We start from the raw sequence: 12,396 nt of genomic DNA, 5'->3' as shown, positions 1-12,396 counted from the left end.
TTTAGCTCCGTATATACAGAACCACGAAAAATATATTTTCACAGAAATAAGATAGAAGTGTCGCGATGACAGTACGATCCCGCACCCTCGAAACCTATGAGGTTCTGCGCCACGACTTGCTCAACGGCCGCTTTATCCCGGGGTCGAAGCTCAAGATCGATACTCTGTGCCGGCAACTTGGCGTCAGCCCAGGGGCGGTGCGCGAGGCTTTGGCGCGTCTGACATCAGATGGACTGGTTGTCGCAGAGGCTCAGCGCGGATTTCATGTTACCCCGATCTCGATCGAAGATTTAAAGGATTTGACCGAGGTACGGATAGAAATAGAACTTCGCTGCCTTCGCCGATCGATTACCAAGGGGTCCTTAGCCTGGGAAGGTCATATCAAAGATATCAGCCATCAACTGCACCATACCTCGATGTCTGACCCTAACGGCAGCGATACCGTTAATCCGGCCTGGACTGAACTTCATGCGGCATTCCATGATGCCTTGGTTGTCGCATGCGATAGTCGCTGGTGGCTGAAGCTACGCGACTCGATGTTCTGGCAGGTCGAGCGATATAGACGCATGGCGGTCCCGTTCATGAAAGAGCCCCGTCACGTTGACATTGAGCATGCTGAAATCGCTGAAGCCGTCCTGGCGCGCGACACCGAACTCGCATGTTCTCGGCTTGAAGCGCATCTGCGCAAGACAAGTGATCTCCTTTTGCATTTAGACGGCCCCTTTGAAGCTCTTTTTTCAAAGACCGCAAATAACGACAGTCATTCACGTTCGTAAGCCGGATCACCAGCTCTCACATCAACATACCCCCCGACAATTCTCCGCCATCAACCCCAGGCATTGTCATGCAATCTGGCGGCCTCTTCTGTCAGCAAAGGGCCGATAACCTCAACGCGGCGTTGGCCCGCCTCGAAAACCATACGGCATGGCAGGTCGAGTGTCGGATTTTCAGGATGATTGCCTGTCATCGCCTTCAATTGGCTCTCGCTCAAGCCAAAAACCACCCGCCCAATCCCAGCCCAATAGGCCGCACCAGCACACATGGCACAAGGCTCGGCTGACGTGTACATGGTGCATTGATTCAGACGTTCGGGCATGTAGGCTTGCGAGGCGCGGGTCATCAGAACCCGTTCTGCATGCCCGGTCATGTCGCGCGTCGGGTTATAGGCGTTTTCCTGTTCCATCAGCACCTCGCCATCGGGCCCGACTAGAATAGCACCGAAAGGATGATTGCCTGTTTCCTGGGCCCTCAGCGCGACCTTGAAGCTGAGACGAAGGAAGTATTCGTGATCGAGACCGGTCACGGGCGAAAACGTCATTGTCATACTCCTTGCAAGATCGGCTTGAAGGTGCGCGATGAAAAGTCGAATGACAAGCACAGTTTTCCGGCTTTATCGTTCGAGAAAATGAAACGGTGGGCCGCCAAATGCAACTCATCTCCTCTTCCGTAATCTTGCTGGATGCCGTTGCCCGCGCTGGTTCTTTCCGGGAAGCCCCTTAAAAACTGAATATGTCCGCCTCGGCGATCAACCGGCAGATCATCAGTCTGGAGCACGACACAGGACTGCCCTTGCTGGAAAGGTTGCCGCGTGGTGTGCAGCCCACAGCAGCGGGGGAGCGACGGCTGGCGGTATGTAGTTTTCGCAGGAGAAATTCAGGGCTTGAGGAAAGAGGGCCTGCTTTCTCAGCTGGCATGGGGTCGTACGGTTGCAAGGGTCTGGCCGGTTCAGATTGAACCAGACAGACCCTAAAGGCAGGAGTATCTCAATCGGCTATCTGCCAATCAACGTTGATGGATTATCGCTATTCAGCAACGAACCGGTTTTCGATTGAACCCAGTCCGTTTACTTCGACGCGAACGATATCGCCCGGCTTCATGAAGGTTTCAGTTGCAATCCCAACATTCGATGGCGTTCCGGTTGCGATGATGTCGCCGGGCTCAAGTGTCATAACAGTTGAGAGATAGGAAATCTGATCCCAGATATCGTAGATCATGTCGCCCGTAGACGTGCGCTGTCTTTCCTCACCATTCAGCGAGAGAGATAGCGTCAAATTGTGCGGATCTGGAACTTCGTCTGCCGTCGTGATCCAGGGGCCGATGGGGCCGTGGGTGTCAAAGCTCTTGCCGAGCGTATAGGTCGGCGAGCGGAACTGCCAGTCTCTGGCGGTGACATCATTGGCAACGAAATACCCGGCGATCACCGATTGCGCGTCTTCGCGCTTCACATGGCGGCACCGTTTGCCGATAATGAAACCCAGCTCAGCTTCATAATCGACCTTTTCGGACACGCTGGGCAGCACCACGTCGTCATAGGGTCCATTGATGCAGGTGACCTGTTTGTTGAACCACAATTGCGACTTTGGCGTGGGTATTCCTGCGGCGGCTGCTTCCTCGGCATGGGCCCTGTAATTCATCCCAATGGCGAGAAACTTCCTGGGGTCCGTGATTGGTGCAGCAAGCTGAACATCCGCCAATACAAAAGAAGGGCCATCAAGCGCTTCCAAAGCCGGTCTCAATTCATTCAACCGCTCAATCAGCGCCTTCATTGAGCTTCCGCATTCAGGAGCCACGGAACTCAGATCAATGATCTCAGAGCCCACGACTTTACCGAGCCGAGGTTTTCCCTCGACAATAAATCTTGCCAGTTTCATTCTATTGTCCTTATTCCTGATGGCCCGGCTCTACGGGACGAATGCTATTGACCGAAACGCCTATTCCCGGACCTGAGAAGGCCACCATTTCGGTTTTGACGATTTCAAAACACGGCATATCTGCCACAGCGTTGACGATATGAAAGGTTGTCGGGAGCTGTTCAAACGTCGCCTTGTGCCAGTTGAAGCTGCCCTTGGCCCGCCAGCGCTTGAACTCATATCCATCGAAATTGATGGCATCCGGCTTGCCCGCTCCCGGCGGTGGCGCTGGCGTCGTGATATAAGCGACGTCTGCTCCCCCACCCTGAAACGGGTTCGTCCGAGGTACGTATTTATAGTACATGGCCGCGCCACCGCCGGAACCAGGCAGGCTTGGCGGGGCGTCATCCTCTTCCATTTCACCAAGCGTAATGTCGAAAAATTTAAAGCCGAACCAGGATGCTTCGCAGGATGCGGTGGCTTTTTCCTTATCCCAGGTGATTTCCGGCATATCGCAAAACAGTTTCGGAAAGCCCATTTCATCCCGCCCAGTCAGGATCGCATCGGGCGCGCCCTCCCAGATAACCGGGCAGAAAGACCCTTCCAACCGTTCGGTCTTGCCTTGATAGGTTACGGGGAAATCAATCGACAAAATGCCGTAGCCACGCCCCGCAAGCCAATAAAGGTTCTTGAACCAGGCGCAGGAGACACTGATGAGCGGCTCACCGCGCAAGCTCATCCCCGGAGGCAGAAGCGCCTCTAACTTATCCGCACTGGTGCGATAGGTAATGGCCATCCATTCGGCATTCATCGTACCGGTTTCTTCCAGCGCCCACATGCCGCCGCCCGGCTTTTGGCGAGGTCCTACGGCTGGCCCGAATACTGTCGGCATTCGATAGCGAAATTCCTGATTGAATTTGAACCCCATAAATCGATCTCCCATCAAATATGACAGATGCCGCTGAATGGCGACAAAGCCATCCAGCAGGCCTCTGATAACTGGCTACACGTCTCAACAATCCGTGCTCTCAAAGAGAGCCATCGCGGATGCGCAATGCGGGTGGCATCACGACGTTTGGGGGTAAATCAGACAAGTCATAGGAACCTCCCTTCCCATTATAAATATTTTATCATAAAAAATATATTTTTTATCGCCTCGTCAAGCAAAAAGGTTAAAGACTGTTCCCTGACTTTGCTTAGGGACCTCTCCGGGGAGAAAGCCCAAGGACGGTACTCAAGTCGAATGCAAGCGCCGCATAAATGACGACGCCATCCTTCTGCCTTGCCGTAGAAAAATCAGCGAAAGCAGAGTTGGGATTGACAATATAGGCGGCACCAAAATCGAGAATGCCATTGCCAAAAAGGCCTGTGCTTCCATGCAGGTCGAACATGAACATGTCTTGTGGCTGCCTTTGATCGACGCCAGAAAAGAACCGACGGGCATTGCGCTCGTACTGCGCCCGCTCCTCACTGATACGAATATAGTGAACGGAAGCCCCGACCCCAGCCAGCGGATTGGCTTGCCAAAAACCCGAATATTCTACGCCTGCATAGGCTTCCCATGGATAGTCGTGACCTTCACCGAAATAATGCAGGATACCACCATAGAACGCGATGTTCTCCGGATTGAAACTATCCGAAGACCTGCTCCAAACCACCTTGCGTGTATGCGCATACATTGCGGTCGTTCCGCTGTCATGCGTGACGATTTTGGTATTGGCGCCGTATGTCGGGTTCCCCCATCCACTGTTATAGAGCGTGTCTTGATAGGGCGTGGACCGGAAATAGGCTCCAGCTTCAAGTTTAAACGGCTTGTCACTGTCCATAAAGGTTTCGATATGACGAACGTTAGCAGCGGCGATATAGCCTTCGGCGTCTCCAGATCCCCAGGTCCAGCCGTCGCCATTCTGCCAGTTGTCCGGATTGTCCTCGATCAAACCGAACCCTAAAGTCGTATTGGCCGTCAATTTGTAAGCGGCCCGACCGCCCCAAACTGAACGCACATCGTCCGGAAGGTTCAGGCTCTTGCCCTGCGTCGCGTTGATACAGCTGATACCGCTGCAATAGCCCCTGATCGAGAAGTCACGAGCCAGTCCAATGCGGCCTGCCTCAATCGTCAGGCGGTCATCTAAAAAGTCAGCTTCCAGTGAAAAGCGGGCAAGAGCCGTGTCGGTATTGCCGGTGACCGGCGGAAGAAAGGCAGTCAGGTTGCCGGTGACATTGTTGTTTGGCAAATTGATCGCTTCAGTGAGCCTGATCCGTAGATCAGGCGTAATATTACCGGTCAGATCGACGAGGAACGATCCATAGCCGACTTTTCTGAAGCCATAGGCAGATGCGCTCTGAGCGATATTGATATAGTCAATTCGAAGATCGATCCCATTCTCATGGAGCCACCGTCCGGCTTCTGCGAGCGGGCCGGAATAGACTGGCGGTGGACCATCCAGAAAAGGTGGTTCTTGCGTACCGATCTCCGGATCGATGGCAAAGGCTGGAGCAGCCGTTGCAAACAGCAACGGTATAGTGATCATGTATAGAATTCGCATTATTATCCTCCCCTAAGAATCGAACCTGCTCACTCCGTTGAATTTGGTTTGATTGACTGCTCCTCATTGCGACTGTGCTGCGGTGAAGCCTCCGACAAAGCGGTGACGCAGACTGCCAAGTCGATCAGGACCACCTCCCGTATGGTCCTTATGAAGCGAAGACGGCCTTGCTGATCCGACATCGATTGCCCGCAAGGGCTGGGATCGACATCATCGAAACAATGCTCGCAACGCTGCTTATGAAAGATGAGACACAGGACGCCGAAAGGCTGGCCGTCTTTTGACCAACGCCAGCGCGGCGGGTGTGGTTACGATGCCTCTGCTGTTTCGGCCGGCAAACATCAGGCTGAAACGTAGCGCCTTTTCGTACACTCCAAGCAGGAGCGAATAACGTTCAAACACAAGGTCCCGTGCATTTGTAAAGCATGGTCACTGTGATCGAAGTCACTCTTCTTCCCAGGATTGGCGACGGCATGCGTCATGGTTCCTTGTTTCAAGGCTTCCTCCTCCTCTTCTTTTAAATGTCGCGTGCGGCCTCCCAGCGCACGCTTCTCCTCGATCGGATCGACCATCTGAGCCGGTTGATCCGCCACCCCTCCCCGAATAGCGGGGAAGAATTTACTCAAAAGCTGCTATCCGAGGTTTCCGGACCAGCATTGTCAGCAGCAATATTAAGTCACAGCATGATGATAGGTCGTCTCTCGGATACCGTGCTCCTCAACACAAGCCCCAAGAAAATCCATCGCCGAGCCGGGTAACGGCAAAATGTATAGGCCTCTTGTTTCCCGACCGCGGCTGCCAATCGATCGTCCCTCGCGCTGCCCGATCAGACCTTAGGATCAAAGGCTATGCCGGGACGCAGGAAACCGGGTGTGGGAGGCGTGCCCCAGAGATTGAGCCAGCGTCCTGCCAGACCCTCCGAGATATCCCAGGTCCGTGGCTCGTAGGTCGCGTCATTGTCGATGCGGTCAAGCTCGATGGAATTTTCCACCAGGCAACCATGCGGGTCGGCATAATAGGTGAAGATATTGCCTCCGGCCCCGTGACGGCCCGGCCCCCAAACCATCGCCCGGTCCTTAAGGGTCAGATTGTCAGCAATTGCCGCGAGATCTTCAAGCGAGTGGAGATCAAAGGCATAATGGTGCAGCCCACTTTCACCCGGCCCCATCGCAATCGTGTGATGGAAACCGTCTTCGGCGCGGTACCACCGCAAACCGTCCTCGCCTGTCATGTCCGAGAGCTTCATACCCAGCACCTTTGCGCAGAACTCGCCGAAGGCATGAGTATCGGGCGCGAAAGCGTTGATGTGCTCGATCCGGCGGGGTCTGGCACCGGGCGTCGAATAATTATACCGCCGCGGTTGATTACGGGCGATCGGCGTATGCACCTCGAAAATCGCCCCCCCTGGGGCAACGATCCGCACGGCCTTGTCATAGTGTTTTCCAAGCGGCTTGTCGTCGAGGACGGTCAACCCGTCGGACAGAGCGCGTCGCTTCACCTCATCCACGGCGTCGGCGCTGACAGCTTCCAGGCCGCAGGCCACGGCCTTACCATCGCCCTTGATGTAGGTGAGTTCGTGATGGCGGTCGTTGCTGGAGAGATAGACCGTATCACCATCCTGCTCCGTGATCCGAAGACCAACCACGTCACAAATATCTTTGGCCGCACCAAGCGGATCAGGCGAAGAGATGACAACATGTCCCATCTGCCGAATTAAATAGGTCATTTTCGTTCCTTCTATTTCACATCAAGTGCCAGGCATTTTCACATCAGGTTCCGGCCGCAAAACCACCGAAAGCGCCACGGCAGAACAGCAAGGGTGGGCGATCCCGGACCACACTCAGTGTGAGCACATTGCCCATGACGAAGAGATGATCTCCCGCCTCATGCGCGCTATGCAGGGTGCAGTCGATCCAGGCGACAACGCCGTCGAAAACCGGCAGGTCAAGGCTGGAACGGCTGTGCGCAATATCCTGAAAGCGATCGGCATCCCGTTTCGCAAACCGCCCCGGAAGGTCGGATTGATCATCGGCCAGGATATTCACGCAGAATGCGCCAGATTTCGCGATCAACGGCCAGGTTTGCGAGCTATGCGCAGGCAAGAAACCAACAAGCGGTGGGTCCAGGGACACCGACGTGAAGGAGCCAATTGTCATGCCAATCGGCTTATTGTCATGGTGTGCGGTCACAATGCAGACGCCGGTAGGGTAGTGACCCAGCGCGCGGCGAAACTCCGCCTGGTCGTGAGGGCTGAGTTGCTCAGCGGAGGCTCGTGCTTGGTTCAACATAGGATACCTCTCGTTATTGTGTCGCCAATCATGGGAAGGGCTGTATCGGGAGCGGCCTCATCCGGCTTTTGCGGTGCGATACCGGATCATCGCAGCCCTCCCCCTGGCGTTGGTTACTTTCCGGAAACTTCCGCCCCGGTCGGCCATTCTGGTGGGTAGTTCGGCAAAAGAGCGCCCAGTGCAACGGCAACCACTGTCAGTCCGGTCAGAATGGCAAACGGGACGAAATAGCTACCAGCCGCAGTCGCCATTGCGCTGGTCAGGAATGGCGTCAGACCGAAGGACAGTGAGCAGATTGCCAGTGTCAAACCTTGAATTTGAGCAAAGGCTTTGGGTCCGAAATAACGGGCAACCAGGAAGGGGCCGAGCGCAGATTCCGCACCCGTCGCAAATCCGAGAGAGCTCATTGCCACATAGAGCAGGAAAACCGAACCGTGATTGAAATAGGCAATGGTTAAGCCGATCGGAACCATGGCAAGCAGGGGCGCGATCACCCAAGGGCGTCTGCTGCGATCAAGGATCATGCCGCCAAGAAAAAGACCGACAACCGAAGCCACGAACAAAACAGATTGCGAAAATGCGATGTCGTTGAGATCAAAACCACGTTGCTGGAAGAAATCGACGGAGTTCTGTCGGACAGTCATCGGACCTGCGGCGGTGATCGCAAGAAAAAGCGTGATGAATATCCAGGCCTTGGTCCTGATCGCCGTCTTGAGTGGTATTCCGGCTGCATTCTCTAAATCCAGTGGGGAACCCGGCATGGGCAGGCGTTTGGAACCAGACGGCTTGGCGGGCTCAGAGATGAGAAAAAGCGCTGAGGGAATGCCAAGCACGGCGATGGTTGCTGCGACGACGAAGTAGGAACCGCTCCAACCGATGCCGCCCAGTTGGTGGAGGCCCGAAGCCGACCCATCCCCGTTCGTCGCTCCATAAATCAACCACTGGAACAAGGGAGAAAAGAGCGCATTGGCGAAGCTTGAAAGCACCCCAACCAGTGCAAATCCGATCCCCCGATGCTCCGGAAACCAGCATGTGATGATTTTGAAAATCACGGCTAGGCTGGACATGAAGCCGAATAATGCGGCCAGGATGATCATGGGGGTCAAGATCCAGATCGTTCCGCTGACCAGCGGGATCATCGCGGTTGTAATGGCGTATAAAATGACTGCGGGTATAGCAACTGCTCTTGCCCCCCACCGATCTACCCAGGCGCCAGCGAGCGGCAGGATCAGCGGGGAGAGCAGCAACGGCAGCGCAACAAAAATCAGCAGCGCATCGGACTGCGCCCGATGGGTCTCCGCTGAGAAGGCTGCAATCACGAAAGGTGTCATAGCCGAAAGACCGGCAGGACTAATGACCATCAAGATCAGGCATCCAATCAAAGCCATCCTGGCTTTCCTGGGCGCACCAACCAAACTTGTGAAATATGCTCGTAATGTATTTCCCTCGAAAGGTGAAATAGTCGAAATTTGCGCCTGTTCCATGGAACATATGCCCCTTTTTCTAATGCAGACGCCTGGCGATCCCTCCTCCAAAGACGGGGCTCGGCGCTGGTTTTATTTTCGACGATTGCGGCTGTCTGTTTCCTATCAATAAGAGATTATCGGGCAGCTCAGCCGACGAGCTCATCCCAGCCAGCGCGGGACGGTGCGGTGGACTTAGCGCCAAATGGGTTCGATCAAACACACTCGCGACATGTGTTCACGAGAGTGAGCAAACCTGCTGATTTCATCAGTCTAGAGCGCGCCCTGCACAATTGCTGGAACCGAAGCCTTGGTGCAAATTATGCAGGGCTATGCATGCTGGATTAAGTTTGCGTGCCTTATCACACGCAACACTCAACAGAGGTCGCCAATGGAAACTGGCGTCCTGAAAGACAAACTCTACAAAGAGCTCAAACAACTGCCTGGCTCAAATCAACCTGACAGACTTTAGTGTGGGGGCTTTGGCGGTATCATGGGTGCGCCCATTTTCTGGAAAGCACTCCAATGCTCAAGCAACTTTCCATTCCTCACCCGAAAAACGGTCAGAATATACCAGTCGTAAGTTTTACCCGGAGCGGTGGGATCAGGCATCGGATGCTTCATCATCACAGAGCCCAACTCCCCTTCGACGACGACGCTGACGACCGGAGGCGCTGGACCTCTACCCACCGGCACTTTTTTGAAATATTCAATCAGATTAGCCAGTCCATTACCGTTCGCATTCGGATCATGTTGAATATAGTCGTTATCGACATATTTCGTCATGACATCGACGACATTCTCTTCAACCGCATTGGCGCGCACCATCTTGGCAAGGTCGACCTGAAAATCAACGAGAAGGCGCTTTGTTGCAGCAACTTCCGGTGACGGCGATGCCGACACGGCCGCAATGTAATCCTCCCTGTCCAGCCAGGTTTCATAAAGTTTCGGCTCGTGAATATGAGCGACACCGTCAATGATCGTGAAATCGCTCATATACTTAAGACCCCTTCGCTTCCAGATTAACGCGTTCCGGCACGGCACCGGCAAACATTGGGAAAGGTGTAATGCCCAGGAGACGCCGACCATTCACCTCCGCTTGAGGATCAAGCCGAACGGCACCGTGGGATGCCAGTACACGAACGTCACGGACAAAGCGCTGGATAGGGTTGCTGAGCGACATGGTCGATGACCCAAGCGTCTTCTGCAGCAGGTTAATGGCGTCCTCGCAAAGGCTTGCAACGTAAGCGAGGGTCAAGCTGATTTCTGAATCCTCGTCATGCGTAAAATCTTGACCCTCCGCCGTCCTGGCATCGACCTGGTCTGCATAGCTCTCGATTGTCGCCTGGGCGACCTTGATCATGGCAAGCGCCTTGCCGGCCGCCACTTGCGCCGACGCCATGTCCGAGATTGTCGGATACGGAAGTGAAAAAGGCGGACGCTTCTTGGCCTGCTCCGCAAAACACGAAAGTGCCCCACGCGCCATACCGAGCGCAATCGACATATCACACAAGGACACGGTAGCCAGATTGGCAAGCCCACGCTGCTGATATCCAAAGCCCTGATAGCGCTCATGCAACTGCTGGAACCGCAGAGGATATTGGCTCAGGTCAAGAAACCGGTGATCGGGCACAAAGACTTCTTCGGCAATGGCAATACTATTGCTGGCGCTGCCAGACAGGCCCATAACGTGCCAATCGTCCAAAATCTCATATTTTGAGCGGTCAACGACGACAACGCCGCGTCCAGTGCCACCAGCAACCTTGGGATCATACTCTATCCCCAACATCGCCCATTTGGCATGCTTGCACCCGCTACCAAATGCCCAACGGCCTTTGATCATCCAACCGCCTTCAACCTTGCGGCTCTCTCCAACTTTTGTCGCAAAAACGGAGGCACCGACAACGGTAGGGCCAGCCCAATCCCGCGTATCTTCAAGAACTTCTTTAACAACCTCATGATCAAGCGCCAGCAGGTTCTTGACCCCGACAGCGACGAAGCCAGTCCATCCAGCCGATCCATCAGCTTCGCCCAGGGTGGCGATAATCTCGACCAGATCCCGCGCACCAAGGGCATAGCCGCCCCATTCCGCAGGCATGGCCATCTTGTAGATACCGATATCGCTGAGCGCCTTCAGAACATCCGGCGTCAAGGCGCCAATCTTCTCGCCTTCGCGAGCCTGCTCCCGAATAAGTGGAATAAGCGCTCGGGCCTTATCGCGGATATCACGACCCTTATCGGTCAGCCATTTCGACTCGACAGGAGCTGCAGGCACTGCGGGCGGCATTGGGGGAAGGCCAGACATGGGCGGCAAACCGGGCACGGGTGGCATCCCTGGAGCGGGCTGCCCACTTGGTGCGGGCGGCAGGCCGGGCATAAGCGACAAGTCACTAGAAAGTGCTGACATCCTTGAATTACCTCCATATTTCCAAGACGTGATACTGTTCTAAACGGTACAGTACAGTTGTGTCAATTGATTTTTTGCAAGGCCTCGGAGATTGCGCTTTTGTGAAGGAAGGTTAAGAAACTAAGCCTTTGATTGCCCCACTTTTTAGACAGAGATCACGCGCCACGCCAGTGACATGCCTCCTTGAGGCCTTGAATGGACCGCGGCGCTAATGTAGGAGCTGAGGTATGCCTCATCCACGAAACAAGAATTCTAGATCAAAACGAGAGTTGATCATGGCCGCTGCCGTCGATCTGCTTTTGGCCAATGGATATGAGAGAACCTCTATGGATGCGGTGGCCGCCAAGGCCGGCGTTTCAAAGACGACTGTCTATGCGCATTTTTCCGACAAGCTTGAATTATTTCACGCTGTCATGACCCATGCCGCCTCCGATTTCGCGCTGGACCTCGGTAGCGTTGTAGAAAGTCGATCCGTCGCAGATCCCCTGGAGCAACTGACAAGCGTGCTGCTTGAAGTCGTCAAGGCCGCATCCGCCCCCGAGCTGACCGCCTATTTCCGGGTTCTCATTGCAGAAATCGACCGACGCAGCGAACTGCAAGCCATGTCTGAGCAGGTCCAGTCAGATATGCCTGACGTGATCCGCATCATTGCCTCGCTCATCGTGAAAGTTGCCGCCACGCGCGGCTATGTCGTTGAAGATCCTGAACGCTATGCCACATTGCTGGTGCGCATGACCGCACCGGGAACTCAGTTCGACATCCTCGTCGCAAACTTCCGGCCCTCGGACGAAATACTCGCAGCCCATATTGGCCTCATCGTCCGCATCTTCTTCGATGGCATAGGACCGAAAGACAGCGACACCAAGGCCGTAAACCTACCCCCGCTCTATCTCTATCCAATCAGACGATAAAAGCCGGGCGCGGGTTTCTATCAGCATCAGCAGTCGACCGGCATCCACAAATCGTGCTTGCTGCCCACCGGGCTTTCCACAAGCCGATAACTGTATTATCAAAAAGATGATCATGTCGTTCTCATCGAATGAACTTGACATTTGCTAGGCC

Annotated in this window: 14 protein-coding genes; 3 read left to right on the top strand and 11 right to left on the bottom strand. The window is 54.6% G+C overall.

Going from position 1 to position 12,396, the window contains the following annotated elements; all coding sequences use genetic code 11:
* Nucleotides 1–65: 65 nt before the first annotated feature.
* Nucleotides 66–776 (top strand): GntR family transcriptional regulator, encoded by a 711-nt coding sequence (locus G6L01_RS18355; protein ID WP_070163421.1) that lies wholly within the window; start codon nt 66–68, stop codon nt 774–776.
* A gap of 50 nt (nt 777–826) precedes the next feature.
* On the opposite strand, the gene G6L01_RS18350 is transcribed toward G6L01_RS18355, so the two are convergent.
* Both G6L01_RS18350 and G6L01_RS18345 read right to left on the bottom strand, forming a co-directional pair.
* Entirely contained in the window at nt 827–1,318 is a 492-nt protein-coding gene (locus G6L01_RS18350) for a nucleoside deaminase (protein WP_070163516.1), read from the bottom strand.
* Between the two features lie 2 nt (nt 1,319–1,320).
* The gene (locus G6L01_RS18345) at nt 1,321–1,554 is read right to left on the bottom strand and encodes a hypothetical protein (RefSeq protein ID WP_071205620.1); all 234 of its coding nucleotides are present in this window, start codon (nt 1,552–1,554) and stop codon (nt 1,321–1,323) included.
* Here G6L01_RS18345 and G6L01_RS28135 point away from each other — a divergent pair.
* Nucleotides 1,510–1,734 (top strand): LysR family transcriptional regulator, encoded by a 225-nt coding sequence (locus G6L01_RS28135; RefSeq protein WP_234891899.1) that lies wholly within the window; start codon nt 1,510–1,512, stop codon nt 1,732–1,734. The two genes, G6L01_RS18345 and G6L01_RS28135, sit on opposite strands and share 45 nt — an antisense overlap.
* 68 nt (nt 1,735–1,802) lie before the next feature.
* Here G6L01_RS28135 and G6L01_RS18340 read toward each other — a convergent pair whose 3' ends face one another.
* From G6L01_RS18340 to G6L01_RS18300, 9 genes are all read right to left on the bottom strand, one after another.
* Nucleotides 1,803–2,651: a fumarylacetoacetate hydrolase family protein gene (locus G6L01_RS18340; RefSeq protein WP_070163420.1), complete on the bottom strand. Its 849-nt coding sequence runs from the start codon at nt 2,649–2,651 to the stop codon at nt 1,803–1,805.
* A gap of 10 nt (nt 2,652–2,661) precedes the next feature.
* Nucleotides 2,662–3,558 (bottom strand): acetoacetate decarboxylase family protein, encoded by an 897-nt coding sequence (locus G6L01_RS18335; protein WP_070163419.1) that lies wholly within the window; start codon nt 3,556–3,558, stop codon nt 2,662–2,664.
* A 268-nt stretch (nt 3,559–3,826) separates the two neighbouring features.
* Nucleotides 3,827–5,146 (bottom strand): carbohydrate porin, encoded by a 1,320-nt coding sequence (locus tag G6L01_RS18330; RefSeq protein ID WP_234892414.1) that lies wholly within the window; start codon nt 5,144–5,146, stop codon nt 3,827–3,829.
* Nucleotides 5,147–5,517: 371 nt separating this feature from the next.
* Nucleotides 5,518–5,802 carry a hypothetical protein gene (locus G6L01_RS18325; protein WP_070163417.1) on the bottom strand — a complete coding sequence of 95 codons (285 nt, stop codon included), beginning with the start codon at nt 5,800–5,802 and terminating at the stop codon, nt 5,518–5,520.
* A 200-nt stretch (nt 5,803–6,002) separates the two neighbouring features.
* The gene (locus G6L01_RS18320; RefSeq protein WP_012653509.1) at nt 6,003–6,902 is read right to left on the bottom strand and encodes a VOC family protein; all 900 of its coding nucleotides are present in this window, start codon (nt 6,900–6,902) and stop codon (nt 6,003–6,005) included.
* A gap of 43 nt (nt 6,903–6,945) precedes the next feature.
* Entirely contained in the window at nt 6,946–7,464 is a 519-nt protein-coding gene (locus G6L01_RS18315; RefSeq protein WP_070163416.1) for a flavin reductase family protein, read from the bottom strand.
* Between the two features lie 113 nt (nt 7,465–7,577).
* A complete protein-coding gene (locus tag G6L01_RS18310; protein WP_070163415.1) occupies nt 7,578–8,948 on the bottom strand; it encodes an MFS transporter in 1,371 nt (456 codons plus the stop codon).
* A gap of 447 nt (nt 8,949–9,395) precedes the next feature.
* The gene (locus G6L01_RS18305) at nt 9,396–9,923 is read right to left on the bottom strand and encodes a nuclear transport factor 2 family protein (protein WP_070163414.1); all 528 of its coding nucleotides are present in this window, start codon (nt 9,921–9,923) and stop codon (nt 9,396–9,398) included.
* 4 nt (nt 9,924–9,927) lie between these two features.
* On the bottom strand, nt 9,928–11,232 hold the full coding sequence (locus tag G6L01_RS18300) for an acyl-CoA dehydrogenase family protein (RefSeq protein ID WP_070163515.1): 1,305 nt from the start codon (nt 11,230–11,232) through the stop codon (nt 9,928–9,930).
* 377 nt (nt 11,233–11,609) lie between these two features.
* Between G6L01_RS18300 and G6L01_RS18295 the strand changes: the two genes are divergently transcribed.
* Nucleotides 11,610–12,245, top strand: coding sequence for a TetR/AcrR family transcriptional regulator (locus G6L01_RS18295; protein WP_234891901.1), 636 nt, complete (start codon nt 11,610–11,612; stop codon nt 12,243–12,245).
* Nucleotides 12,246–12,396: the final 151 nt, after the last annotated feature.

The organism is Agrobacterium vitis (genome assembly GCF_013337045.2).
In the GTDB taxonomy this organism is placed as follows: Bacteria; Pseudomonadota; Alphaproteobacteria; order Rhizobiales; family Rhizobiaceae; genus Allorhizobium; species Allorhizobium vitis_B.
The sequence above is the reverse complement of the archived record's forward strand: the minus strand, read 5'-3'. Positions and strand labels throughout refer to the sequence as shown.

Excerpts from the sequence above, each read along its gene's own strand:
- G6L01_RS18315 (WP_070163416.1), bottom strand. The coding sequence starts at position 7,464 with ATGTTGAACCAAGCACGAGCCTCCGCTGAGCAACTCAGCCCTCACGAC.
- G6L01_RS18305 (WP_070163414.1), bottom strand. The coding sequence starts at position 9,923 with ATGAGCGATTTCACGATCATTGACGGTGTCGCTCATATTCACGAGCCG.
- G6L01_RS18295 (WP_234891901.1), top strand. The coding sequence starts at position 11,610 with ATGGCCGCTGCCGTCGATCTGCTTTTGGCCAATGGATATGAGAGAACC.
- G6L01_RS18340 (WP_070163420.1), bottom strand. The coding sequence starts at position 2,651 with ATGAAACTGGCAAGATTTATTGTCGAGGGAAAACCTCGGCTCGGTAAA.
- G6L01_RS18310 (WP_070163415.1), bottom strand. The coding sequence starts at position 8,948 with ATGGAACAGGCGCAAATTTCGACTATTTCACCTTTCGAGGGAAATACA.
- G6L01_RS18350 (WP_070163516.1), bottom strand. The coding sequence starts at position 1,318 with ATGACGTTTTCGCCCGTGACCGGTCTCGATCACGAATACTTCCTTCGT.
- G6L01_RS18335 (WP_070163419.1), bottom strand. The coding sequence starts at position 3,558 with ATGGGGTTCAAATTCAATCAGGAATTTCGCTATCGAATGCCGACAGTA.
- G6L01_RS18320 (WP_012653509.1), bottom strand. The coding sequence starts at position 6,902 with ATGACCTATTTAATTCGGCAGATGGGACATGTTGTCATCTCTTCGCCT.
- G6L01_RS18355 (WP_070163421.1), top strand. The coding sequence starts at position 66 with ATGACAGTACGATCCCGCACCCTCGAAACCTATGAGGTTCTGCGCCAC.
- G6L01_RS28135 (WP_234891899.1), top strand. The coding sequence starts at position 1,510 with ATGTCCGCCTCGGCGATCAACCGGCAGATCATCAGTCTGGAGCACGAC.
- G6L01_RS18300 (WP_070163515.1), bottom strand. The coding sequence starts at position 11,232 with ATGTCTGGCCTTCCCCCAATGCCGCCCGCAGTGCCTGCAGCTCCTGTC.